Origin of the sequence: Mangrovivirga cuniculi (genome assembly GCF_005166025.1) — a bacterium.
In the GTDB taxonomy this organism is placed as follows: domain Bacteria; phylum Bacteroidota; class Bacteroidia; order Cytophagales; family Cyclobacteriaceae; genus Mangrovivirga; species Mangrovivirga cuniculi.
Map to the genome: position 1 here is coordinate 2,888,435 of NZ_CP028923.1, position 26,444 is coordinate 2,914,878.

A 26,444-nucleotide genomic window follows, 5' to 3' on the forward strand; every position below is an offset into this window, starting at 1 on the left:
GTTTGAAGTAACAAAATCATATGAGTAACCGATATGAAGGTTTTCTACGATCGTTAATTCAAACAAACCACTAACAGAATCCCCGGAACGCCAGCCGGCACCCACAGCAACCTTATCATAAAGACGAACGAACCGGATAGATTAACTGTTGCTGGTTGATTTTCCTGAAGGCGTAATAAAAATGAGGGTTTAAAAATTACGTTGCCGGCTAAATGAAAGTTTTTTCCTCCATTAACAAAGTAATATCGTTGCTCTTTTCCTTCACTTTCATCCTGATCCAGAATTTTATTTTTTAGTAAATAGGGTACTGACAGACCTACATAAAAATCTTTGATCTTATAAAGAAAACCGACCCCTGCATTAGGCCTGAATGCTACATTTCTGGAATTAATGAGAGGATCCATTGGGTCTAAAGGACTTGTTTTCCCATAATCAGAAACCAAATTATTAAATCCGGCCTGCAATCCCATGCTAAGCGTACCATTTTGTAACTTCAGCTTATATGCATAAGCTGCATACACTGCAAGATCACTATGCACTCCAATCTGATCATATTCAATTTTTAATCCTACACCGATACGATCCTGGGCCAGTCCCATATGCCCATTGAGCATTTGAGTAGTCGGTGCTCCATCAAAATTCACCCACTGATCGCGATGGTGTACCGTAATGGAGCCAATGTTGTCCGATCCGGCATAGGCCGGATTAAAGACAAACATATCATACATGTACTGTGTAAGTACGGTTCGTTGCTGTGCATAGCTGCTCAGCCCGACTGCAAAAAATATTATTATAAGTAGTTTCTTCATCACTTTCCAATCAATTATCTCAATAGCTCAAGGTATCCTGTTAATGGTTTAGATCCGTCCATCAGATCAATTACGTAGAAATAAGTACCATCAGGAAGCGTATTACCCATGGCACTGACTCCACTATTTGATACCCCATTAAATCGTCTGTTTGGATTATCATTATCGTAACCATTCATTTCAAATACAAGCATACCTGCACGGTTAAAGATCTTAACTTCATTATCAGGGAAACTTGCTATACAGCCAATATGGAAATACTCATTAAGGTTGTCTCCGTTTGAAGTCACCGCATTAAAATCTTTAATATCCAATCCAACTTCAAATTCATAGGTATCCATACAACCATTGTAACCAGTAGCTGTTACACTATACATCCCTTCGTAAAGTCCATCAACATAGCCACCTGTAATTAATTGCCCATCAATGTTCCAGGTTACTTCTTTAAGAATTATGTCGTTATTATCCAGGTTAAGGATTGCACTTCCTGATCCTGTTCCACCTTCACTGCTAGAACAGACATCGTTTTCAACCAATACCCTAATATTTGGGTATTCATTGATTTCAGCTACAGATACGGTATCACTTCCAATATAACATCCGGTTTCAATATCTACTGCATCCACTCTGAGTTTAGAATATGATAACCCATCAACTATATCTTGTAAAGAAACCTGGTTATCAGTATAAACCCCACTACTGTCTTCAAGCAGGTACCATGTAAAGCTATACCCAACGGTAAGATCTTCTACGGTGACTCCTACTTTACCATTATCTTCTTCACAACTCTCATCGTTATCGATCAGAAATGCTTCCGGCGTAGGGAATGAAGGCAGATCCTGTCTAACATCTGCTGATGTAGAAGCATCACACTGTGTGAAATTATTAGTTACGACAACTACATAATTACCAGCAGCTGCCTGTAAATATGTATTGTTATTTAATCTTTCCACTTGTGGTCCTCCATCAGCTGGTGTGTAAACCCAGTCAAAAGTAAATCCAGCAACTTCATTGCCGTTGGCATAAGCACTTAACTGACCGTTACCGACATCATAACAATTGGTTACCGGTGCATCTTCAACTATTCTTACTGTAGGACTTGTTAATGATTCTGCAACTTCAACTGATACAATTTCAGAAGTACACTGGTTACCATTAGTCTGGGTTGCCTGTACATAATAAGTACCCTCAGGTAAATCCATGATTGTTTGTGTAGAACCAAGAACATCAGTTCCTGCTGCATCATTATACCATAAATAAGTGAACGTTGGATCTTCAGTAGCTCTTGGATCATCTACGCTTCCAATTGCGGTCACCGTACCATTAGCATCATCACCACAAATAATATCAGCGGTGGAAGAAGCAGTTACTGTTGGTTCTACTAATGAAGTTACCATTGACTGCCCCAAAGTAGATTCACAAAGATTGTTTACCACTGTGACAGAATAAGATCCTTCACCCAGACCGGTAACAGTCTCTGTAGATGATAAAACAGTATTCGGATCAGCATCATCAACCCACTCATATGTATAGGTTGCAGCCGGATCTTCATTTAGAATCACAACCGATAATTCACCATTTGGATCTGTATCAACACAAGATTGCTGGGGTGCTACTTCAATAATATCCAGCTCTGGATTAGGTCTGTCATCGTTAATTCTGATTTGAGCAGGGGCTGATTGACAGCCTGTCAGATTATCTTCAGCAATGATATAATATGTTGCAACCTGAAGATCGGTTCTAAAAAAGTCAGGTCCTGTTTGTTCTACTGTATTTTCATCGGGAGTATACCATGTATAAGTAAAATCTGTCAGTGGTTGACTTGTTCCGTCTTGTAAAACTTCTACAACACCACCTTCTCCTCCGACATCGCATGACTGAGGATCTGTTTTACTAACCTGTGTAATTATCGGTTCCTGAGTCAGGCTTCTGTCTTCTATAGTGAAGTTTCTGAAATTAATACACTGTGTATTTTCATTTAATACTTCTATCGAATATTCACCAGGAGCTAAATTTAAATTGCTATCAGAAGTACTACCTGTTGTAGTTCTAAAGGATGTTCCGGTTCCTGTTGATGCTTCAAATGCGTCATACCAGGTAAACGTATAAGTGTCTGACCCTGCATTCGATAAGGTAATATAGGCTTCACCAAGTGGCGGAGCTTCACAACTTATATCTCCAACGGTCCGAACATTTATGGCCGGATCAACTGAAAGATCACTGATAGTCTCATTTAATGTTCTGCTTTGACAACCGGTTCCATCACCGTTAACTTTAACAGCTTCGACATAATATACTACGCCGGTTCGGATACCCGGATAATTAGTTTCGTTTAAGTCAGTTCCATTTACTCCTGCAATGGCATTTCCTGTAGTCAGGTTAGATGCTCCCTCGTACCAGAAAAATTCGAAATCTGCAGGGTTTTCAGTTGGAAATGAAACTGAAATTGACCCTTCATCAATACAATCAGTTTTGTCAACTTTAGCTATTTGCATATCAAAAGCAGGAACCGGATCAGAACCTACGGTAAATGATCTACTTAATTCACAACCCGAAACAGTTCCACGGAAAGTTGCTGTGTAAGTACCAGGTTCCAGATCTGTAAACTGATAAGAATCTCCGCTTGCTATCGTAATTCCAGCTTCCGGTTGGGTAGAAGTAGATGATGCATCCCATACTACCTCCCAGTCTGTTGATACAGGATCTGATGGATCAGTTTGTAATCCGATTTCGATAATACCATTATAATCCGTACAATTTCTATTATTTGTAATTGTCGGTGTTACTATCGGATCTCTTGCCTGAATACTAAGTGTTACTGTTTCAATGTTCGATTCACATTGCTCAGCACCTCTGTCTTCAATGGCTACAATTGTATATGATCCAGCAGCTAAATCACTGTAATTATAAGTTTGATTTGTATTCACATCCAGATCAGATCCGGTCTCCGTCCCTCCTACATTTGTTCCTTCATAAACAAATATGTCATAAGAATAAGTGTTATCAGAGGAAACAAAACTCACATCCAGTTCACCGTTGTCATTAATACAACCTGTCAAGTCTGTCGGAGAAACAGTAATTTCAGGAGCAGTTGTTGCTCTAAGTGATTGAGAAGCATACTGCACACAATTGGTGGTTGTATTGGTCACCACTACTGTATACACACCAGCAGCAAGATCTGGATTTGTGGTATTTCCGGTAAATATAGAACCTGATCCGAATGAAAGTGGATCAGTCGTTATTGGTGATCCCTCGTACCACTCATAAGTATATGACCCGGCTTCTAAAACTGTCGCACTTAATTGACCATTAGGACTTGAAGGATCACAACTTGTGGGATCAGTCGGAGTAATATCGATTGTAAAAGGTACGACTACATTATTAATAGTTTCTGTGATCAGGTTGGAAACACAACCAGTGAGATTATTTGTTGCTCTAACTGAATAAGTTCCTTCAGGATACCCGGTGATGATCGGACCGTTTTCTCCGGAAATGATATTAGCCGGATCAGCGAAATTACCTGTATACCATTCGAAAGTATAATCCGAATTATTAGCAGTTGCAGGAACCGTTACATCAACTTCGATCGATCCGTTTGGCGCACCACACTGATCAACATCAGATACATTTACCGTTGCTATTTCAGGAATTACAATTGCATCCTGAACATCGTATGTTTCGACAGATTCGCAGGCATTTGAGTCATCAATCACCTGAACTGTATAAGTTCCAATATCAACATTTCTTATAATGTTACCTGCAGGCCCCTGTACATTCCCCGAGTTAACCGGTGTTCCGGCTATATTACTTCCATTGAACCAATTCCAGGTATAACCATTTGTTTCTGTTGCAGACCCACCACTTAGGGATTCATCCACAACAGTCTCAATTTCTCCATTTGGCGAAAGACATGAAGTAACATCTGTTATTATCTCAGCCACAATCGGGAATGTTCTCAGATCGTCGACCGTAATTGTTGCCGGTTCTGATGCACATCCGGTTACATTATCAACTGCCTGTACTGTATAATCTCCGTCATAAAGATCAGTATATGATAACCCGGTATTGTCAGTAGTATTTTCAACTGAAGAACTATTATACCAGTTTACAATAACATTTGCCGGATTTGAATGAATCACTGAAGCTTCTAATTCTCCGTCAGGGAAATCACATCGTGTATAATCGTTTATCTTATTAAGGTTAACTGAAGGATACTCCAGGTTTTCCGGCAGGAATATTTGATTTGTACCGGTACAGCCTGTAGTATTATTAGTAACAACAACAGTATAGGTATTACTTGAAAGTCCGGTTTGAGACATCCCTGTACCGATAAAGCTCGATGGCAGGGTATTCAATCCTCTATACCATTCAAATGTATATCCGTCTGCTTCTCCCAGGCCGGTAAGTGTTCCTTCTGAAGCCACTACCGAAAGTTCTCCATTAGGTGCAGAAGATACACAACTTGTTTGCTGGCTTATTATATTAATTTCAGGAGTCGGATAAGTTCTTATATCCGTAATATCCAGATTTATTGTATCAGAACAGCCTGTCACATCATCAACAGCCACAACAGTATATGGGCTTTCCGGAAGAGCATCCTGAGCAGCTCCGGTAAAATCAGGCACAGTTGAAGTTGTCGTGCCGGTATACCAGTTAAATGTAAAACCAGAAGTTACACCAGATACACTTACATTTGCTGTTCCAACCGGATTATCACAAGACGTTATGTCGGTTTTTGCGTCTAACGTCAAAACAGGAGTATTAATATTAACAGGTAATGTAATTGATTCATCCTTCGGACATCCTGTAACATTACTCGTTATTCGAACTCCATAAGTCACCCCTCCTTCTAGTCCTGAAAGAGTTTGTCCGGTACCAAGGAGTTGCGTATCATCTAAAATTCCAAATTCATCAGATGGATACCATTCAAATGTATAATTGGCATCATCATCATCTGCAACAAAGGCATATAGTTCACCATTCGGAGGAACACAGAAAGTTTGTTCCTGAATCAGCTGAACCTGATCATCAAAATCAAGGAATCCGGGATTAATCAACACTGTATCTGCGATCCCCGAACACCCCTTAGCATCATTTGTTGCTATTACAAAATATTCCCCTTCCGGAACCGCGGTTAAATAAGGTCCGGTGCTGATTATACTTCCATCACCACCTACTTCATACCAGTCAAAGGTATAACCGGCTGTTACAGTATCTGTTCCATCTAATTTATAGGCTCGTGCCGCACCTACATCAGGATAAGTATCATCACATTTAATATTATCCTGTACTTTTAACGCTTCAACAGGGAAAGGTAAAGGCTCAACAAATTGATTAGTTATATTATTTTCATAATTACATTCAAAAACAGTTCCATCTAATGGGAATTGTAAGGGAAGAGAGTTGTTCCCATCATCATCCAACACGATAAATAATTCAAAAGGCGTCCCATCACCCAGAACCGGCAAATTCTCTACAGACAAAGTATCCCCGGGGCCAGAGAAATCATCCTGTCAATTGTCAATAACTTTTGAGCTGTTGCATCAGTTCTTGGATCGCCGGCATACAGCGTCATCAATAAATTATCTGCAACGGCAATATCTCCGGTGTTTTTCACTACATAATCAATAGTAAACTGTTCATTGGGACAGGTTGGTGGATTAACAGTAATAAAGTTTGCCGTACCATCATCATTAATTATCGGATCAAATTCCAGCTCTGCTCTCGGTAAATCCGGACATCCATTTGCATCCAGAGAAGGAGTCTGAACCATGAAATTATTTAGCGGATTGATTGTTTGTCCATCGCCAAAGCAATTCCCTGGAAATTCTCTGGTAGAATTATAATGAAAAGCCGGGATTACAAGGTTATCATTAACATTCGTGACATGATATCCATGTTGATTCCATACATCCCGGGTAGGTACCCAATATTGCTGTCCTGCAGCTTCATAAATCCTGAGGTTACCATTTCCTTGTTGTTGCAATCCGTCACCAATTTTAAATGCCGAGGAGTTATCAGAAAAGTTACAAGGCACCACAATATTTGTATTACCATCACCATTAGCATCTACAATTAATGGATATTCCATGAACGTATGCGACTGGCAAATTTCCTGGTGAATAGTCGAACCATCTTCACCCGATGCTATAGTAAGGAAAGTAGCATCCCTATATACAATTTCTTTTATTCCATCATTATCGAAATCATAAGCAGTAACTCCTATTATCCCGGATAAACTATCTTCAATTTGCTTAGTCCATTCTACCGTATAAGAAAGGTCAGAATTGATTTCTAAATTATAAAGTGTACTTCCCGAAACAAAAACGGCATTCATCAAACCGTCATTATCTATATCTGATAAAGTAACCCGGCCTGTACCCCACAACCAGTTGTCTGGAGTTTCATACACCTGGTGAACATCATTATGTGGGTCCCAGATAAATACTGCAGTATTTCCATCATTACTACCTGTTGCACCTGTCATGACCACATCCAGTAAGCCATCACCATTTACATCGGCTACCGAGGTAGTGCTATAAGTAGCATAGCCCATATCTTTAGTAAAATATTCAGGCAGCTCTTTCCAAACTGTCATCGTACCTGAATTAATATTCACATTATATATAGTACCACCGACAATGAGCTCCATTCCAGGGCTATTTGGATTAATATCCATCGCTACCGGACCATGATTTACTTCCGAATCCCAGTCTCCCATATTACCATCGGCAATCAAAGCACCCGTCTTAGCATCCCTGATTTGATCTTTAAAATAAATTTCGACATTTCCGTCTCCATTGAAGTCAGCAAGACCGATAATACCGGGATTATCAGGACCAATATTGACTCGATATATTTCATTTAGCTGGCAATCATACATCACCAAAAAGAAGTCACCATTAAATTCATTACCCTTAGCGTCACCCTTTGAGCGTTCTATAGAAAAAACTTCACCACAATCGTCATTGTCAAGGTTGGCTATGGCAACCTCCAGTTCCGGGCGGAATTTGTCATTTCCAATGACAGTTGTAGAAGATTGATACTCTGTATCTCCGGCATCAGGACCTGTACTGTAAAGAATCCTAAGTTCCTGGTCCCATTTATGAGGCGTGACAACTTCCGGAATACCATCATTATTTAAGTCACCGATTACAATTCTTGCCTGGGTATGAACGTTTCTGTTGGACGATCCCGCTGTGTTTACCATCTCAAAATCGACAGGAGGAATCGGAATATCACATGAACCCGAAGTCGGATCTAGAAAAAATCCATCACAAACTGCATCAGCTGCACAGCTTTCATCGTAACAATCTATTACACCATCCCCGTCATCATCAATTCCATTGCGGCATAAATCACCAGTCTCTTCTGTAACAGATTGTGAAAAAATTGTAAAAATTGAAGATATGCTTAAGAAAGCAATTAAAAAAAGTTTATTTCCCATAGCGCTAAAAAGTAATTGAATGCAATAAATACAATTATCTTACATAATTCAACAGGAAATCAAATCATTTCTTACATTTGAAAAAATACTTTTTGCCGGCATGAATAAATATTTAATAATTATCATTTTTTCAATATTCTATTATGCAGCTGACGCCCAGTTATATATTGGGCCCAATGTAGGGATAGATTACAATTCGATAAAGTTTGGAGAAAAAGAATATTCCGACATTATTGATCGTAATCCGTCAATCGGTTACCACGCTGGTATATCAGCCCTGTTTGAGTTTAACAAAACTGTCAGTGTAACAGCTAAATTGCTATACGCCAATAAAAGCAGGGATGTTAAATTATCAGCTACCGGACTAAGAATTGAAGAAAGATATGGTTTTATTGAATTTCCTCTTGTTTTGAGGTACGCGATATACAGAAACCCGGCCTGGTATTACATTGGCGCCGGTGGACATATCAGTTATTGGTTGAATGGAAGTGGTACATTTTCAGAAGGTGAACTGGAAGATAACGGGCCGGTAGATTTCAACACTCAATTTGATGCACTGGGGAATGAATTTGGGGTAATGTATTATCCTGAGCCTAACCGACTTTTTGCCGGTGTTACTTTTGTTGCCGGCTCTATGTTTCATACTTTTTATGGTCAGCGAATAATGATCGAAGCTCAGTTAAGCCTGACCCAGACTTTCTTTTCAAATGAAAGTGAAGGCAATGATACTAAACTATTGACGTTTTACGATCGTACGAGGGTGTCTCCCCTTGCTGCCGGTATTTCTATTAGCTATCTTTTCGATGCTAAATTTGGTAAGGCTAAAAAAGGAAAGTCTACTAAAAAGGAATCAAACCGCCGAAAAAGAAGATAAAATTATTTTTATTATATTAGGATTAAACCAAAGAAAGATAGATATGTTATTCGAAAGATTGATTAACACAACACTTGCACTTTTATTACTTGTATCATTCGTATCATGTTCGGATGATGAACCAGCTACACAATTAGTAACAGTGAAATTAACTGACGCCCCGGCAGATTACGAAGAAGTAAATGTCGATATCAGGGAAATTCACGTCAACCTTGGTGATGAAGGAGATGATTTGGGATGGTATGAACTTTCTGGTGTAAACCAGGGAATTTATGACCTGATCCAATTATCCAATGGTATCAATACTACGTTAGTAACGGAAAGAATTCCTGCCGGAGAAATCTCACAAGTCAGACTGATTCTCGGTAATGAAAATTCGGTTCAGATTGATGGAATTGAGTACGCTTTATCTACTCCAAGCGGACAACAGTCTGGTATTAAGATCAATTTGAATGAAACTTTTGATGAGGGTATTCCTTATATTATCGTTCTTGATTTTGATGCAGCCAGGTCTGTTGTAGAAGCTGGAAATTCTGGCAAGTATAATCTAAAACCTGTCATCAGAGCTACTGCTGAAGCTTCGGGAGGCGCAATAGCAGGTAATGTACAACCAGCTGAATCGAATTCTGTAGTTTATGCAATCATGGGAGAAGATACAGTAACTTCAACCCCCTCAAGTGATTCGGGAGATTATTTACTACCTTATTTACCAGCAGGAAATTATACAGTTGGAATCGAACCAAATGCTGAATTTGAGTCTGCAAGCATTTCTAGCATAAGTGTAACAGAAGGAAATCTGACTGAAGCAGATACAGTATTTTTAACTCCTACAGAATAAAATAATTCTAAATAAATTCAGGTCCTGGTTTTCGCCAGGGCCTTTTTAATTATCTGTAGAAAATTTATAAACATTTCGAGGTTACTTTTGATCTATTTAATATATTAAGAGTTAAAGAGATTAAAATGAACCTTATAAAACACCTATATCTATCTGTTTTTCTAATACTTTTGTTTGCTTCCGGATGTAAAAATGAATCAACGGAAACAAATATTAAAGCCGGAAATATCGTGTTGAGAATTTCTGATTCTCCTGCTGATTATGATAGATTAATCTTAGATATTGAAGGTGCTATCCTTGAAGAAAATTCAAAACAAGTTCATCTCCGCACTACTTTCACCGGTCAATTGGATATTCTCGATTATAACAATGGGAAGTCATATGTTCTGGCAGATGAGAAATATGAAAATATTACTCCAAATAATATTATTTTGTTATTAGGTGAAGATAATTTTATTACAATCGAAAATCAAAATTATAATATAGAATTACCTGATAACTTTAAATCAGGCATCAGGATACCTATACCGGAATCTATGGTCGATAAAAATAAAATAGACATTAATTTAGATTTCAACGCAGCAAAGTCAGTCATAGAAAAAGAAGGGAAATTCAGTTTAATACCAGTAATTAATCCCCGTGAGGAAAATACCGGTGGTGGTGTTGAAGGAACAATTAAACCGGTCGTCCCTGCTGTCGCCCACCTTATATTAGATTCAGATACTATTTCATCTACCTATTGTGATGAATATGGTTTCTTTTATATAAATAATGTAAAAGAAAATAAGTATTCTCTGATAATAGAGCCAACAGATGGATACGAATATGGTGAAAGAAAAAATGTTAAGATATCCGATAGCCGTATCACTAATGTTGGTAAAATTGTGATCAATAAAAAATAATTCACCAACGGTTTATTGCTCATATTATTTTACCAATAATCCAGAACCTTCAATGCTAAATTCACTTATTTCTTGGATAAACATGATAAATCCTTAGACTAATCGAAGATTTTTATCGATTAACACCATTTTGAGGTTATCTTTTCGAATTGTGTTGTATACATTTATAGAAATGTAAAAAACACAGCTATGGGAAGAAAGATTTACAATTATCTGACAATTGTTCTTTTTCTGATCACCACTACACACTTCACTTCATTAGGATCAGTAATTGATTCCGATTGCGGGGACTCCTGCTTTGGAGGAGAATTAATTAGTGTTACAGAAGAAGGAAATTGCACTACTTACGAAATGAAAATTTATACCGATGGCGTATGCAGCCATGGGTTATCACATGTAACAGTTGACGTTCCATGCGGAACTGTTACTTCAGCAAGTTCTACTACCAATTTTCCTCTGGTTTTAAATGAAAAAGACCCTAAAACCGGATATAGCGGCATAAAAGTCGACGAAATCCGGGACTTTGGAGAAGAGGATATTCCTCAATCATTTATACTTACTTTCACAGTATGTGAAGCAACCTGTGAGGAAGCCACTGAATGCTGGTCTCCTAAACTTGCATTTAAAGCAGGCCAATGTATTTATGAGGAAGTTGCAGAGCAAGTTTGTACAGAGCCTTTAACAGGTAGTATAGAATCATCAGATGTTGAATGTTTCAATACTGCTACAGGAACTGCATCTGTCAATATAGAAGGCGGCATCTCTCCTTATTCCTTTACCTGGTCAGATGGAAAAGCAGGACAAACCAGATCTGATCTTGCTGCAGGAGAATATTCTGTAACAGTTACTGATTCAGGAGGAGAAGAATTAACCTTGTCAACTGTAATAAATTCACCAGATGACATTATAGTATCAGGGCAAGTACAACAACCAGGATGTTCTGCTTCAAACGCTGGTTCCATCGATCTTTCGGTATCAGGAGGTGTTTCTCCTTACAGTTTTGAATGGTCTACCGGAGAAACATCAGCCAATATTTCAGGATTATCTTCGGGAAATTATAGCGTACTGATCACTGATGCAAACCAATGCTCTGTTGAAAAAACTTTCACTATTGAAGAATCTACCTCTACCCTGCTAATCACTGGTACATCCACTGATGCTTCCTGTGATAGGTCGACTTTAGGAACGATTGATATAACAGTATCAGGTGGTTCCGGTGACTACAACTTTAATTGGAACAATGGGGAGACTACTGAAGACCTAAGTGGTCTTGATAAAGGATATTATACCGTTAATGTAACAGATGCTTCAGGATGTACTGCAGAAGCAACGTTTGCAGTAAGAGATAATAACACTATTTCATTATATGTTGAAAGAGAGGCTCCTTCATGTACCGGAGAACCTACAGGAAGACTATCTGCTATAGTTTCCGGAGGAACAGAACCTTATTTATATGAATGGAGCAATGGAGCTACCACCCGGGAAATATCCGGGTTGGCGCAGGGATCTTACAGCGTTACTGTTACTGATGCTGCCGGATGTAGCAAATCGTTCTCCACTTATCTTAGACAGGATTTTTTAAGAGTATCAGCGGATATAACTACTGCAGGATGTGACGGTTCTTCAACCGGAAGTATTTCATTAACGCCGACTAATGGAACAGCACCTTTTGAATACAGTTGGTCTGATGGCTCTACCGGATCAACACGATCCGGACTGGCTGCAGGTGAATATGTTGCTACAATAACTGATGCTTCGGGATGTGCAACATCAATAAAATTAAATGTTCCTACACAAAGTGGGCCTACTGTTTCATTATCACTTGAAAAAGGGTCATGTGATTTAGCTGAGGCTACAATCACTGCTTATACTTCTTCTACAGATAATTTGACTTATGAATGGTCTGATGGAAGTACCGGAGAATCAATTACCATTACAGAAAGTGGTATATATTCAGTAACAGTAACTAATTCCAGTGGATGTTCAACTACTCAAAGCATTAATGCAGAATCAGTGGTTAATGACTACAATTACTTATGTGATGAAATTCAGGGCGGCCAATGCCTGGTAAATGATTTTACTTATTCATTATCTACTGACATTTCTTCAATTTCTATAACAGAAGAAACTTCGGGTACCGGCTGGACATTTGTAAACAACGGAAGTGATATTGTTATTACCCCGGGAGATTCAGGAACTACAGCCACATATACGTTTACAATAACGACTAATGACGGCTGTGTCGTTTCCTGTACAAAAACTTATTCTTCGTGTGTAAGATCTGATTCTACAGATGATGGCACAGATGAAGGTACTGGTGATGGTACAGATGATGGAACCGATGGAGGAACCGACGATGGATCAGACGGAGGAACCGACGATGGATCAGACGGAGGAACTGATAATGGATCAGACGGAGGTTCCGACGATGGTTCAGATGGAGGAACCGATGATGGATCAGACGGAGGAACTGACGATGGTTCAGATGAAGGATCCGACGGAGGTACTGATGATGGTACAGACGGAGGTACAGATAGTCCTGACGATGGAGATAATAATGATGATCCAAATACGGAATGCACTAGTGATTTTGAAACAATTATCACAGGTATTTCATCTGAAAACGGATGTTATGTGATTGATTTTGAAATAATTGCTGATCCGGATACTAAATACGGTCTTTCTCACATCACAATTGATATTCCTTGTGCTGAAAATGCGAAAATTGAATTTGTAGGCAATAAAGGAACAGTTGAGTATGTATCGACAGACCCAACTACTGGTGCTACCGGAATCAAGATAGAAAACTTCGGTGATTTTAAATCGGGAAGTTATACATTCTCTGTAACCTACTGTGAAACTGAATCTTGCCCGGAAATAGGAGAAGGAACTTTCGAACAAATCACATATACGTATAAGGCCGGACAGTGCGTAACAAGTTCTAATGGATTACTAGAAATCCCTGAAATTGAAAATTCAGCCTCAATATATCCTAATCCTTCAACAAACGGACAATTTAATATTGCTCTTAATGAAGATTACGGAGATGAAGTTCAGATAAATATATATACGATCACAGGTGATCTGTTATTATCAAAACAAATGATAACAACAGGGAAAGAATTGCTTGATATCAACATTCCTGACAAACCAGGCCAGTATATGATCCAGATCATCGGAACTGAAATATCCGATAGTCAAATCATAATTATAGAATAAATTTTGTTATTAGGTTAGAATGAGTGGAAAAAGGCTGCAGTACTGCAGCCTTTTTTTTATATTATGGTAATATAACCAACTAGAACATCTTAAAGATTATAAACAAAAACCAATCGAAAATGACACACCCGTATAATGTAGAACAAAAACTCAAAACAGAATCGGGCGAGTATAAATACTTCAGCCTTGAAGATCTGGAGAAAGAAGGGTATAATATCTCAAAACTTCCTTTTTCGATCAGAGTTCTTCTCGAAAATGCATTGCGTAATTTTGACGATTTCGCAATAACAAAAGAGCATATCGACACCATTCTTAACTGGGAACCAAAAGCATCTGATAAGGACATCCCATACAAACCAGCCCGTGTTTTGATGCAGGATTTCACAGGAGTTCCTGCCGTCGTAGATATTGCTTCCCTACGGGCAGAAATGGAAAGAAAAGGTAAGGATCCCGAAAAGATCAATCCTTTGATTCCTGTAGACCTGGTTATAGACCATTCTGTTCAGGTTGATTACTTCGGAACAAACTACTCCTATCAGAAAAACGTTGAGGTCGAATATGAAAGAAACGGAGAACGATACCAATTCCTTAAATGGGCTCAAAAAGCTTTTAAAAACTTTAGCGTTGTACCTCCGGGCATGGGTATTTGCCACCAGGTAAACCTGGAAAATCTTGCCAAAGGAGCAATAACCAGGGACGGAATGATCTTCCCTGATACCCTTGTAGGAACTGACAGTCATACACCGATGGTGAACGGAATCGGTGTAGTTGGATGGGGTGTTGGTGGAATCGAAGCAGAAGCTGCTCTGTTAGGGCAACCGATATATTTTATCATGCCTCAGGTGATAGGCTTAAAATTAACCGGAGAAATGCCTCTGGGAACGACTGCTACCGACCTTGTCCTTACTATCACCCATTTATTACGATCATATGGTGTGGTAGGTAAATTTGTAGAAGTATTTGGGCCCGGACTCGATAACCTTTCTGTTCCGGATCGAGCCACAATAAGTAATATGTCGCCCGAATTTGGATGTACAATTTCTTATTTCCCTATCGATGATCAGACCTTAGATTATATGGGTAAAACCAACAGAGACCCTGATCATATTAAAACAGTTGAGAAATATTGTAAAGCCAATATGCTCTGGAGGGAAAATGAAGATAAAATTACCTATTCGGATGTATTAGATCTTGACCTCAGCTCCATAAAGCCTACAGTTTCAGGCCCGAAAAGACCTCAGGATAAGATCCTTGTTGAAAACCTTAAGCCCAAATTTGAAGAATTATTAAAAGAAGGATTTGAAAGAGATTACGTTCCTCTCTCGCAAAGGGATGTTTTAAGATGGAAATCAGAAGGCGGCGGACAAAAAACTGCCAAAGCAATGAAATCTGATTCACCCCAGGATATTGAAGTCGAAGAAGTTGATGGGAATTTAAAAACTGTCAGCATAAAGATTGGAAATGAAAAATTCGAAATCAGTGATGGCTCTATAGCTATAGCAGCAATAACATCCTGTACAAACACTTCCAATCCGAGTGTTATGCTTGGAGCTGGATTAGTTGCCAGGAAGGCTGTAGAACTTGGCCTGGACGTCAAACCATGGGTAAAGACCAGTCTTGCCCCCGGATCGAAAGTTGTGACTGATTACCTGCAAAAATCAGGGTTACTCGAAGATCTTGAAGCATTGAGATTTCATACTGTTGGATATGGCTGTACATCCTGTATAGGTAATTCAGGACCATTGCCAGGCCCGATTACCAAGGCAGTGGAAGAATTCGACTTGGTCGTTTGTTCAGCTTTATCAGGAAACAGAAACTTTGAAGCCAGGGTTCATCCATTGGTTAAAATGAACTTCCTGATGTCTCCAATGCTTGTTGTTGCCTTTGCACTTGCCGGAAGGATCGATATCGATCTGGAGGAAGAACCTGTCGGGTATGATCCGAATATGGAACCAGTATACCTGAAAGATATCTGGCCAACTAATGAGGAGATCTTTGAGCAGATGAAGAAGGTTTTAACTCCAAAAGATTACGAGAAAAACTATAACGAGATTTTTGATGGCAATGAAATATGGAGAGAGCTTCAGGCTCCGGAAGGCAAGCTTTACGATTGGTCTGATGACTCTACCTATATTAAAGAAGCTCCTTTCTTTAAAGACATCAGTGAAGAGCCTAAAAAACTTACTGATATTGAAGGAGCTCGAGTTTTATTAAAGTTAGGAGATAGTATAACAACAGACCATATCTCTCCGGCAGGATCATTTAAAAAGGAGTCTCCGGCAGGAAAATATCTGACTGACAAAGGTGTACATCCGGAAGACTTTAATTCATATGGATCACGGCGAGGAAACGACGAAGTGATGGTCAGAGGAACCTTTGGTAATGTCAGGATTAAAAATGAGCTGGCTTCCCGGGAAGGTGGTTATACAACACATATTCCAAGTGGAGAGGAAATGTCTGTATTTGATGCTTCGCAGAAATACAGAGATAACGATACACCGCTTATTGTCATTGGAGGAAAGGAATATGGAAGTGGATCTTCCAGAGACTGGGCTGCGAAAGGAACTGATCTCTTAGGTATCAAAGCGGTTATTGCGGAAAGCTACGAACGTATACACAGAAGTAACCTGGTTGGAATGGGTGTATTACCGCTTCAGTTTAAGGATGGAGATACTCCGGAAAGCCTGGGCCTTGATGGAAAAGAGACTTATGATATTACTGGAATAAGTGATGACCTTACTCCATTGGAGGAATTAAGTGTTATTGCTAAAAAAGATGACGGTTCAACTGTTGATTTTAAAGTTATTTGTCGATTGGATTCGCAGATCGAAGTGGCTTATTATCAAAATGACGGAATCTTACAATATGTACTAAGACAATTCCTGAAAGATTCTTGATATAATTGCATTAAAACCTAAAGCCTGTAGTTGACTGCAGGCTTTTTTTATGCCTGATATTTTTTCATAAAGCTCCTGTTCGATATGTTCCGCAGGGCATGTCGAACCGGAAATAGTCGAGATTTTAAATCCCGTTTATTAAAGCTTCCAGATACGCAAAACTAACATCTGGAAGAGCTGAGGGACAACTTTCACAAACGCGTTACGCAATCGCTAAATGCGCTCGATCGGGTGCACCAGTTTTAAATGCAACCACATTATAGGTAGCCACAATAAAAAAGCAGCTGTTCGATATGTTCCGCAGGGCATGTCGAACCGGGAATAGTCGGGATTTTAAATCCCGTTTATTAAAGCTTCCAGATACGCAAAACTAACATCTGGAAGAGCTGAGGGACAACTTTCACAAACGCGTTACGCAATCGCTAAATGCGCTCGATCGGGGGCAGTTTAATATATTAACACACTTTAATACTCACTCAATTCTAAAACACTTTCTCCCATTCCATAAATTTTTGCGCAACTGCTATTAGAATAGTATTCTTCACATTCTACAATCCCTGCTTTTACTGGATTGAAGTGAATATAGTCTATTTTTTGTTCCATAAATTCCTTACTCATAATCTCTTTGGCATGATACCCTTTTGTCCACAATTTATTTTTATCTCCATCTTTTAAAAGCCATAATAACCATTTCTTCCTACTTTCTTTATCATTATCTTCAATAGCCTGAATTATTTTACTAGAGGTATATTTTTTAAAATCTCTTAAGATTCCACTTAAATCTCCTTTATCACTACTAACAACTAAATGTAAATGATTTGTCATAATCACCCATGAATAGATTTTTAATCCTTTATTTTTTTGGCAATATTTTAGACTTTCAATTAGTATGTCTGAATAGCAATTACGGGTAAATACATCTACCCATTGATTCACAGTTATAGTAATAAAATGAACCGCAAACTGGTCCTTTATTCTATATTCAAACCCCATAAATGAAACTAAGTTTTGGTTGATAGTTAATTATATATAAAACTAATAAAAGATTAGATTATAATGAAAATTTGGTGTGTTTAATTCGGGATTTTAAATCCCGTTTATTAAAGCTTCCAGATGCGCAAAGCTAACATCTGGAAGAGCAGCAGTTTTAAATTGCAACCACATTATAGGTAGCCACAATAAAAAAAGCAGCTGTTCGATATGTTCCACAGGGCATGTCGAACCGGGAATAGTCGGGATTTTAAATCCCGTTTATTAAAGCTTCCAGATACGCAAAGCTAACATCTGGAAGAGCTGAGGGACAACTTTCACAAACGCGTTACGCTATCGCTAAACGCGCTCGATCGGGTGCACCAGTTTTAAATGCAACCACATTATAGGTAGCCACAATAAAAAAAGCAGCTGTTCGATATGTTCCGCAGGGCATGTCGAACCGGGAATAGTCGGGATTTCAAATCCCGTTTATACCACATTCCAGATGCGCAAAGCTAACATCTGGAATAACAATATGTTAATTAGTTGGCTTGACACTGATCGCTAAACCACCGCCGGGAGCAAGCCTGAAAGTTTTCTGATCTCCTTTTTCCACTACCATATTATTAATAGATATTGATTCCGGGTTTTCATCCCAATGTGCATCATCAGCATCCCTGTAAATTATTGCTTCGTATGTTTTATCCTCGTCCAGAAAATCAAACTGAACAGTTATCTCTCTTTCATTTTCGTCAGTTATACTACCGACAAACCAATTATCCGTACCTTTTTCTTTTCTGGCTATTGTAACGAAATCTCCTACTTCTCCATTCAGAACAATAGTTTGATCCCAATCTACAGCTACATCACGAATGAACTGGAAAGCCGGTTGTCCTTCATAGCTTTCCGGAAGATCAGCTGCCATTTGAATGGGACTATAAATCACCACATATAAAGCCAACTGATGGGCAATGGTTGTATTTACCTGGTTCCCTTCCTTATGAGGATCTAATTTTATATTGAATATACCTGGTGTAAAATCGATTGGACCGGATAGCATCCTGGTAAATACCACAATTGACAGGTGTTCCGGCGGATTGCCTCCATCTGAGGCCCATGCATTGAACTCCTGTCCTCTCAAGCCCTCTCTGGATATCATATTTGGATATGTTCTCCGTAACCCTGTTGCTTTTATTGGTTCATGTGCATTTACGGCTACTTCATATTCAGCTGCTTTGATCATCGCCTTGTTATAATGATTTACCATCCACTGCCCATGATGATATTCACCTTTGGGAATGATTGGGCCTACATAACCTGATTTCACAGCGTGAATACCTAATGATTCCATTAATGAATAAGCAGTATCCATCTGTTGTTCATAAGTTCTTGGTGCTGCCGAAGTTTCATGATGCATAATAATATCTACTCCCTTTTCCTTTCCATATCTTACCACCTCTTTAAGATCGTAATCAGGATATGGAGTTACAAAATCAAAAACCCCTTCCCTGTCTTCAAAGCCTATCCAGTGTTCCCAACCTGTATTCCAGCCTTCAACCAAAACACCTCCAATATTATTTTTCGCAGCAAAATCAATATATCGTTTAGCATTTTCAGTAGTTGCCCCATGTTTTGTAGAAGATGCCTGATCCTTCGTCCAGGTTGACATATCCTGAGTGGCTCCAATATCCCAAGTGGATATTCCAAGGTGCATCTCCCACCAGATACCAACATATTTCATTGGTTTAAACCACTTCACCTCCCCAAGTTTATTTGGTTCATTCAGATTGAGAATCATTTTCGATTCGATAAGACCTCCTGCATTCTCACTTATTTGAATTGTTCGCCAAGGTGTACTGAATGGTAATTCTCTTAAAACCTTATACCCTAAACGATCTGAACCAACAAGTTCACTAGTCAGTTTGAGATTTTCTTTATCTATTTTCAGGGTCATACCGGCATAATCAATTAAAGCTGCTTCGTGAAAACTTAAGTGAAGACCTGAATCGGTTCTCATTGTGACCGGTGTATTCACAGCATTTTCTGGAATATAGCTGGCAGCTAAATCCTTATTTGTTTTAGCTACCTCTAAAGCGTTGATGTCGGTAATTTTTGTGGTATTGTATAACCACTCATAACTATCCCAGTCACCAGGTATCCACCATGCAGTATGGTCTCCTGTTAATTTAAACTCAGTATTTTCATCCATGATTATGAGGGTATCCACCCCCTCTTGTTCCGGAAAGTGGTATCTAAATCCTATGCCGTCATCATAGGCTCTGAGAATTACTTTTAGCTTTCTTTGAGTTTCACTCTCTTCCTGCAGATCTACAGCTATTTCCCGATATTTATTGTTAACCGTTTTTTGCTCACCCCAAACCATATCCCATGATTGATTAAAGGCTGTTTCTTCAATACTGGTTAATTTAAAATTATCTTCAAAAGGCGGATGGTTTTTAAATTCAAATCCGAGATAAGATGTATCAATAACTACTTTTTCCTTGAAGAAAACTGTATAATAAGGCTTTCCCCGATCATCGACACCAAAACTAATTTGCACATCTTCATCCGGAGATTTAACAACAGCCTCTGTTTTGACTTTTTCCGGTGAATTACAAGAAATTGAAATAATAAAAAGGAATGAAGCTATAACTATTGAGCTTTTTTAATCATGGTGGATAGGTTAAGGTAGATTTTAAATATAAGAAAATTACAGCTAAATGTTTTAAATGACAGGCAGACAAAATACCTTGTCAATAAATGATAAGCTTACCGGTCATATTAAATTCTGAACCTGTGACCCTGTATAAATAAATTCCCTGTGGTACCGAATTAATTCTAAGAAAGTCTCGTTCGGGAAACAGTTCCCTTTCAAAAAGTATTTTACCAGAAGTAGAAATTAAAGAAAAAATATGCTTTTCTGAGAAAGCCCTGGTAAAGATTTTCACTTCATCCCCCTCAGTTGCCGGATTCGGAAAAACCATCACCGGCTTCTCATTTATATAATACTCTGAGGCAATTTCCGAATCGATCACCTGACCATTGTCAAATAATATTCGTGCATAATAATTGTTAATCCCCTCAACCGGGTCCAAATCATTAATAGTCAATATTCTGGATAATAGTTGTTCTTTTCCCAATTCATTGATTAATTCATCTTCTGCACCAATTCTGAAAAACCGGATCTTGTTTATACTATAAACTGATCCAAGAAACACAGTCAAATCAATACCATTTAAATCATTATTTCTTGTAGCAAAAAATGAATTCAGGAAACATGAGGAAATTTGAGATTGAGTATTAATTGCCTGCCCTGAAATGCCAGTATAGTTATTAAATCTTGGAAAAACTCTAAATATATTATTATCATCATTACTTTGTATAACTGCAAAAGTATCCGCTGTAATAGTTGTTGATCGGTATTTATGCAGTAAAGGATCGAATGTCAGCACCTCATAATTATCAGAACCAGGTACTGGTTTCCATTCAATAAGAAGTGAGTCATTACAATTAACTGAGACTATTGGTCGCAGAGGAGAAGAAATAACGAAATTATCAGAAGGATAATCTATACCATTGATTCTCACAACAGCCATAACCGAAGCTAACGTATCAGGGGGTACCCATCTGTAATAACCTTTTTTAATATCCAGATCATTTTCAATAAGGGTTTCCGTACCATCATTCCATTTAACAATTAGTTGTCCCTGACTATCATCGAGAGTGGAATTCCACCTGAAATACGAAGCAGACTCTCCATTGTATGGCATGTTTTCATCCTTCATTGGCGCATTCCACTCAAACATATCCTTATCTTCCATTTGCCATGCAACAGAATAAATCTGCTGATCACCAACTAATAAATCACCACTGACTTTAACACTATAAATACCAGGTTCCGGATTATTGATAGAGACAAGTTCCCCATTATTCAAAGTGTCAACTCCAGTAGAAACATTCCTCTCCAAGATTTCGGATCCAGGGGTCGGATCAGGAACACCGGGATAATATAAGGCTCCGTCTGGTCCTTCTATCACAATATCAAGATCATTCACCAGGGCTTTGTAGTCTCCTGGATTTGCAGGGACATCAATCCAAGATAACGCTACTCGAATAGTATTTACATTAGCCGGAATTTCAAGTTGAAAAGTCCTTATTTCATTATCAGATAACGAATCAACATGAATATTTTCGTTTTCCACAATTTTAATCGCTTCATAGGCATTCACATTTCCATAACCCGAATGATAATCGGGCCCGGGTATTCCAATATCTTCAGCCGAAGCCATTAAAATAGATTTAACTGAAGAGAATGATGGAAGCTCATTGAATTTTTGCAAAAACCTCTGCTGGATAAGAATACAAACACCTGACAATAAAGCAGTAGAGTTTGAAGACCCGACATTGCTATATGTAACAAGTTCAGGCTTTATTCTCCCATCATAAGCCGGTCCTCTGGATACGAATTCAGGAAAATTAAATACTGTATCAGCCGATCCAATTGTCAGTACATTTTTTGCCTGCTTGTAATTTCCTGTAAGATTAGCAATCCCAGAAATGCCTTCATAAATACCCTCCGTTGCCGAATCAAAACCATTATTTCCGGAAGAAAAAACATGAATCAAGGTGTTGATATTATTAACGTTTTTATCATATTCGGCTGCAAATGCTCCGTAAAAATTTTCAATTTCTGTTCCGAAGGAATGATTTTGGACCGATACATTATAATCAACATAAAAAGAAGCCGGGTCAGGAATAATGTCTGAAAAATCTGATGAAACAAGAGCAGTTCCTTTAGCCACGCCCCTACCTGTAATAAAGCTATTCCCTTCACCGGCAGCAATAGTTGTCATTTCCGTAGCATGCCTTGAAATTTGATTGGATGCCCCTTCATATTCTATTACCCGGTTACTAAAATCAATATCATTGATATCAAATTTTTCTTCATGGATTGCCAGGGTTAAACCTTTGCCCGTTAGATCAGGATATTTTTGATGAAGTGTATTAACCAGGTTTGGCCTCAAATTCAAGTCAATAACCGGAGTTTCAACTTCCGGCTTTGTCGATTCAAGACCGACATAAAACACATTATTCAACGAAGCAATATTTTCGACTACATCATCTTTCCGGCCTCGAATTAATATTAATCCCCTTTCAATACCGGCTCATACCCAGAATCAATAAGCTTCATAGTGGTTTCCGGATTAGTTGACTTGACAACAAACCTCTTTACGCCGTTTACAGGTCCGATAATATTCGGACTTAGCTTCCATAAATCATTTACATAATACGCCTTTTTAACACCCGAAAAGTCTCCATGAGAATGGACAATTAGAATTTTATCAGAAATTTTCCGAATGACATTTATGTTTTTGAAATGATAACCTGTATGAGAATCGTTTAACTCTACTAGATAAAAATCTTCAGTTAATCTGGATTGACTTGTAAGTTCAACTTCACGCAAAACAAACTTTCCCCATGACGAATCCTGAGCGAAAAGCATACTTGAAAAAGTGATAAAAAGAATAACTCTGAGGAAAGCATCTCTCATATAAATCCGTCAATGATGGTTGATTCTACAAATATATAAAATATACTGAAAAGACATTGAATTTCATCTAAAACATAGAATAATATTCCGTCTTTTACGTCACGACAGAATTATTAATATGAAATAAATGCAAAATTATTTTTTTGTTAAAAAACTAATTTATACATTAGCGGCAATCTTTAACCAAATCAATTTTACAATGAAACAATTGAGAATCACTCTTTTATGTGCAGCAATGTTTGCTTTTGCACAAGTATTCTTCGTGTCATGTACAAACGAGGAAAATCTTTCACCAAACGACAAATTGGAAATTTCTGATGAAGTTAAAGCTCAATTTAAAGAGTTGGGTTTTGATGTCAGCGACATCAGAATGACTGATGATGTTGACCTTCTTGATCCTTCAAAGGAAGCAGGAAATTACCTGCTTGAAGGAGATATCGTTATTACTCCGGAAAACCTGGAAGCGATGCTTCAAAGTGACATTCATTATGAAGGTCCAAACTTTGAGCAGTACAGAACAAACAACCTTGTATCGTCTCCAAGAACCATCAATGTTATCGGTTATACCGGAAATAATTCCAACGGTTTGGATGGAACGATGAGAACTGCTCTACAGTGGGCGATCAACAATTACAACAGATTAAACACAGGTCTTACTTTCAACCTGACGTTTGGTACTAACTACAGTCCGTACGACATGGTAGTTTACCGAACTAGCGGTGGTGGCGGAGGTTCTGCCGGATTCCCTAGTGGTGGAAGACCTTACAAATGGATTCAAATCCAGTCTGGTACTTCAAACTACGGTACAAACGTTGTTGAGCATGTAATGACTCACGAGATCGGCCATGCAGTAGGATTACGTCATACTGATTACTTTGACAGATCTTACTCTTGTGGTTCTGGTGGAAACGAAGGTGACGGTGGTGTAGGTGCAGTTTATGTACCTGGTACTCCACAGGGAATTGATCCTAATTCAATAATGCTTGCTTGCTTTAGCTCAGGTGAGGATGGAGAATTTGGTCAGTACGACGTTGTTGCACTAGAGTATCTGTATTAAAAAATAATTAATACAGTAAAAAAATTAACCCTGGCGATTGCCAGGGTTTTTCTTATTTAAGTATATCTGTATTTATATTTTCTGCTCCGGCAAACTGTTCAAACCATTCGGCAGATTGCTTAAGCCAGAGTTCCAAATCGGCCTTTCCGTTAAAATCATAAAAAACCATTATCATTTTAGAGGTTGTAGGCTTAATACAAGTCCTGTCTGAATCAGAAGTCGGGGTACCAAAATAACCCAGATCATCTTTTAAAGCCGGAAGGCTACTTACATTAAGATCTCCTCTGCCGATAGCCTGGTAAGGCACACCCTCAGGAGCTATATCAAGATAAATATCACCGGTAACCTGATTTAAATCATAGGCACCAATTGAAAATCCCGAAACAAAAGAAAGCCAATTCACAATATCAACCGCATTGTTTACCTGGTATAAACCTTTTCCCTGCACGATTCTTCTGGATAATGCCTCAGCACTTGGTCTGTACCTGTTCGGGTCTTTTCCAAGGTTTTTATAGGCATTTCTCGTCGCCTCGATAATCGGCCTGTTTTTTATATCCTCAACTTCATATTTATTAAAAAGAATATCAATTTCCTGCTCCAGACGATCGTCCAGCTCGGAAATGCTGTTTACTACCCTGATTTCAGCTTCTAATAAGCCTAGCCTGATTTCCGGTAGTTTAGTTTTAATCTCATCACTTATAAAAATTCTTCTCATATCACACTGTCGTCTTACTTACACAACGGTAATTTAAATACCATATATTTTGATATCCACAAAAAAAATTGTTTTTATTACAAAAACATATTTTACTATGAAAAACATATTATTTGCAACAATTCTCTTATTCGGGATATTCAGTTGTACAGATAAAGATAACAATAACGATGCCGAAGAAGGGCTGATCAAGGAAAAACTTGTCGATAACAAAATCGAAACTTTAAGAGACAGCATAGAAGCTGTTTATAATGAAGATATTTTAAATAATGCCGGACACCTGACTTTTGATCTAAAATTGAACTTTGGTGGAAATGAACGATTTAACGGAAAAATCAGTCAGACACCTTCCTGTGATGTGGTTGAGATAGTATATAAAGATGGTAAAAAGGCAGTATTTAAAGATGACAACTTTTATATGTCCGTAGACAGTATGAATGCAAAATCATCTCGTTTTGATGTATTAACATGGTCTTATTTTTACATGCTTCCTTATAAATTGAACGACCCGGGAGTAATCTTTGAACCGATCGGTATAAAGGAAATGGAAGGTAAAGAATACAGGGTTGCTAAAATGACGTTTAAACCCGGTACCGGTGATGCCCCTGACGACTGGTACTATTTATATATTGACCCGGAAACTTTGCTAATCCATGCTGCTGCCTACATTGTTACCTATGGATCCGGTGATCAGGAAAAAGCAGAAGAAGATCCGCATGTCATCATTTATAATGATTTTGATAATTCGGCCAAACTACCCTATGCTAAAAATTGGGAATTCCGCTCATGGAAAGATTTTAAGTTTGGCGATAAACTTGGACAGGCTCAGATATCAAACGTAAATATTTTGGAAACACCACTAAATCCAAATATCGAAAACATGTCTCAGATCAATAAATAAAAAAATATTAATTTTTTAAGGGAAATACTTGCAAGAAACAAACAGTGTAACTACATTTACAACAGCTCTTTATTCATAGTTGATAAATTCCTAATAAGCGATCACGGCTCCCCGCCCTGATCGCTTATGCTTTTATAGGGGGTTAACTTTCCTGATTATTAGAAATTAGTTATTGGTTATTAGATGTTAGTTATTAGATGTTAGTTATTAGAGAATAGTTATCAGTTATTAGTTGTAAATCCCGAAATAAGATTGGCCGTTA

At 38.3% G+C, this 26,444-nt stretch carries 15 protein-coding genes; 7 read left to right on the forward strand and 8 right to left on the reverse strand.

The features are described from left to right. Positions 1-53 precede the first annotated feature (53 nt). The 3 genes from DCC35_RS12610 to DCC35_RS12620 are packed head-to-tail and all read right to left on the reverse strand — an operon-like array spanning position 54 to position 8,256. Positions 54-809, reverse strand: a complete 756-nt coding sequence (locus DCC35_RS12610; RefSeq protein ID WP_137091143.1) for a PorP/SprF family type IX secretion system membrane protein — start codon at positions 807-809, stop codon at positions 54-56. Between the two features lie 14 nt (positions 810-823). Then, on the reverse strand, positions 824-6,292 hold the full coding sequence (locus DCC35_RS12615) for a gliding motility-associated C-terminal domain-containing protein (protein WP_137091144.1): 5,469 nt from the start codon (positions 6,290-6,292) through the stop codon (positions 824-826). Beyond that, entirely contained in the window at positions 6,283-8,256 is a 1,974-nt protein-coding gene (locus DCC35_RS12620; protein ID WP_137091145.1) for an FG-GAP repeat domain-containing protein, read from the reverse strand. Before DCC35_RS12620 ends, DCC35_RS12615 begins: the two co-directional genes overlap by 10 nt. A 100-nt stretch (positions 8,257-8,356) precedes the next feature. Here DCC35_RS12620 and DCC35_RS12625 point away from each other — a divergent pair, with 100 nt between their 5' ends. The 5 genes from DCC35_RS12625 (at position 8,357) to acnA (ending at position 16,986) form a co-directional block, all read left to right on the forward strand. Then, positions 8,357-9,130, forward strand: coding sequence for an outer membrane beta-barrel protein (locus tag DCC35_RS12625; RefSeq protein ID WP_137091146.1), 774 nt, complete (start codon positions 8,357-8,359; stop codon positions 9,128-9,130). Between the two features lie 43 nt (positions 9,131-9,173). Beyond that, on the forward strand, positions 9,174-9,968 hold the full coding sequence (locus DCC35_RS12630) for a DUF4382 domain-containing protein (protein ID WP_175402815.1): 795 nt from the start codon (positions 9,174-9,176) through the stop codon (positions 9,966-9,968). Between the two features lie 125 nt (positions 9,969-10,093). Further along, positions 10,094-10,870: a DUF4382 domain-containing protein gene (locus DCC35_RS12635; protein WP_137091148.1), complete on the forward strand. Its 777-nt coding sequence runs from the start codon at positions 10,094-10,096 to the stop codon at positions 10,868-10,870. Between the two features lie 189 nt (positions 10,871-11,059). Next, complete coding sequence (locus tag DCC35_RS12640; protein WP_137091149.1) at positions 11,060-14,089, forward strand: T9SS type A sorting domain-containing protein; 3,030 nt, start codon at positions 11,060-11,062, stop codon at positions 14,087-14,089. Positions 14,090-14,208: 119 nt separating this feature from the next. After that, positions 14,209-16,986 carry an aconitate hydratase AcnA gene (acnA, locus tag DCC35_RS12645; RefSeq protein ID WP_137091150.1) on the forward strand — a complete coding sequence of 926 codons (2,778 nt, stop codon included), beginning with the start codon at positions 14,209-14,211 and terminating at the stop codon, positions 16,984-16,986. Between the two features lie 465 nt (positions 16,987-17,451). Here the strand turns inward: acnA and DCC35_RS12650 are convergent, their stop codons facing one another. The 4 genes from DCC35_RS12650 to DCC35_RS12665 form a co-directional block, all read right to left on the reverse strand. Further along, on the reverse strand, positions 17,452-17,979 hold the full coding sequence (locus tag DCC35_RS12650; protein WP_137091151.1) for an REP-associated tyrosine transposase: 528 nt from the start codon (positions 17,977-17,979) through the stop codon (positions 17,452-17,454). Between the two features lie 517 nt (positions 17,980-18,496). Further along, positions 18,497-20,614, reverse strand: a complete 2,118-nt coding sequence (locus DCC35_RS12655) for a glycoside hydrolase family 97 protein (protein ID WP_137091152.1) — start codon at positions 20,612-20,614, stop codon at positions 18,497-18,499. A gap of 97 nt (positions 20,615-20,711) precedes the next feature. Beyond that, the gene (locus tag DCC35_RS12660) at positions 20,712-23,045 is read right to left on the reverse strand and encodes a S8 family peptidase (protein WP_246070244.1); all 2,334 of its coding nucleotides are present in this window, start codon (positions 23,043-23,045) and stop codon (positions 20,712-20,714) included. A gap of 56 nt (positions 23,046-23,101) precedes the next feature. Next, on the reverse strand, positions 23,102-23,509 hold the full coding sequence (locus tag DCC35_RS12665) for a hypothetical protein (protein WP_137091154.1): 408 nt from the start codon (positions 23,507-23,509) through the stop codon (positions 23,102-23,104). A gap of 199 nt (positions 23,510-23,708) precedes the next feature. On the opposite strand from DCC35_RS12665, the gene DCC35_RS12670 reads away from it, so the two are divergent. Further along, complete coding sequence (locus tag DCC35_RS12670) at positions 23,709-24,566, forward strand: M57 family metalloprotease (protein ID WP_137091155.1); 858 nt, start codon at positions 23,709-23,711, stop codon at positions 24,564-24,566. Between the two features lie 52 nt (positions 24,567-24,618). Here the strand turns inward: DCC35_RS12670 and DCC35_RS12675 are convergent, their stop codons facing one another. Next, positions 24,619-25,281, reverse strand: a complete 663-nt coding sequence (locus DCC35_RS12675; protein ID WP_137091156.1) for a B3/B4 domain-containing protein — start codon at positions 25,279-25,281, stop codon at positions 24,619-24,621. A 97-nt stretch (positions 25,282-25,378) separates the two neighbouring features. Between DCC35_RS12675 and DCC35_RS12680 the strand changes: the two genes are divergently transcribed. Next, positions 25,379-26,182: a DUF6503 family protein gene (locus tag DCC35_RS12680; protein ID WP_137091157.1), complete on the forward strand. Its 804-nt coding sequence runs from the start codon at positions 25,379-25,381 to the stop codon at positions 26,180-26,182. Positions 26,183-26,444: the final 262 nt, after the last annotated feature.

Bases quoted from the DNA above. Each gene is read 5' to 3' on its own strand.
- DCC35_RS12610 (WP_137091143.1), bottom strand. From the start codon at position 809: ATGAAGAAACTACTTATAATAATATTTTTTGCAGTCGGGCTGAGCAGC.
- DCC35_RS12620 (WP_137091145.1), bottom strand. From the start codon at position 8,256: ATGGGAAATAAACTTTTTTTAATTGCTTTCTTAAGCATATCTTCAATT.
- DCC35_RS12625 (WP_137091146.1), top strand. From the start codon at position 8,357: ATGAATAAATATTTAATAATTATCATTTTTTCAATATTCTATTATGCA.
- DCC35_RS12630 (WP_175402815.1), top strand. From the start codon at position 9,174: ATGTTATTCGAAAGATTGATTAACACAACACTTGCACTTTTATTACTT.
- DCC35_RS12635 (WP_137091148.1), top strand. From the start codon at position 10,094: ATGAACCTTATAAAACACCTATATCTATCTGTTTTTCTAATACTTTTG.
- DCC35_RS12640 (WP_137091149.1), top strand. From the start codon at position 11,060: ATGGGAAGAAAGATTTACAATTATCTGACAATTGTTCTTTTTCTGATC.
- acnA (WP_137091150.1), top strand. From the start codon at position 14,209: ATGACACACCCGTATAATGTAGAACAAAAACTCAAAACAGAATCGGGC.
- DCC35_RS12650 (WP_137091151.1), bottom strand. From the start codon at position 17,979: ATGGGGTTTGAATATAGAATAAAGGACCAGTTTGCGGTTCATTTTATT.
- DCC35_RS12665 (WP_137091154.1), bottom strand. From the start codon at position 23,509: ATGAGAGATGCTTTCCTCAGAGTTATTCTTTTTATCACTTTTTCAAGT.
- DCC35_RS12670 (WP_137091155.1), top strand. From the start codon at position 23,709: ATGAAACAATTGAGAATCACTCTTTTATGTGCAGCAATGTTTGCTTTT.
- DCC35_RS12675 (WP_137091156.1), bottom strand. From the start codon at position 25,281: ATGAGAAGAATTTTTATAAGTGATGAGATTAAAACTAAACTACCGGAA.
- DCC35_RS12680 (WP_137091157.1), top strand. From the start codon at position 25,379: ATGAAAAACATATTATTTGCAACAATTCTCTTATTCGGGATATTCAGT.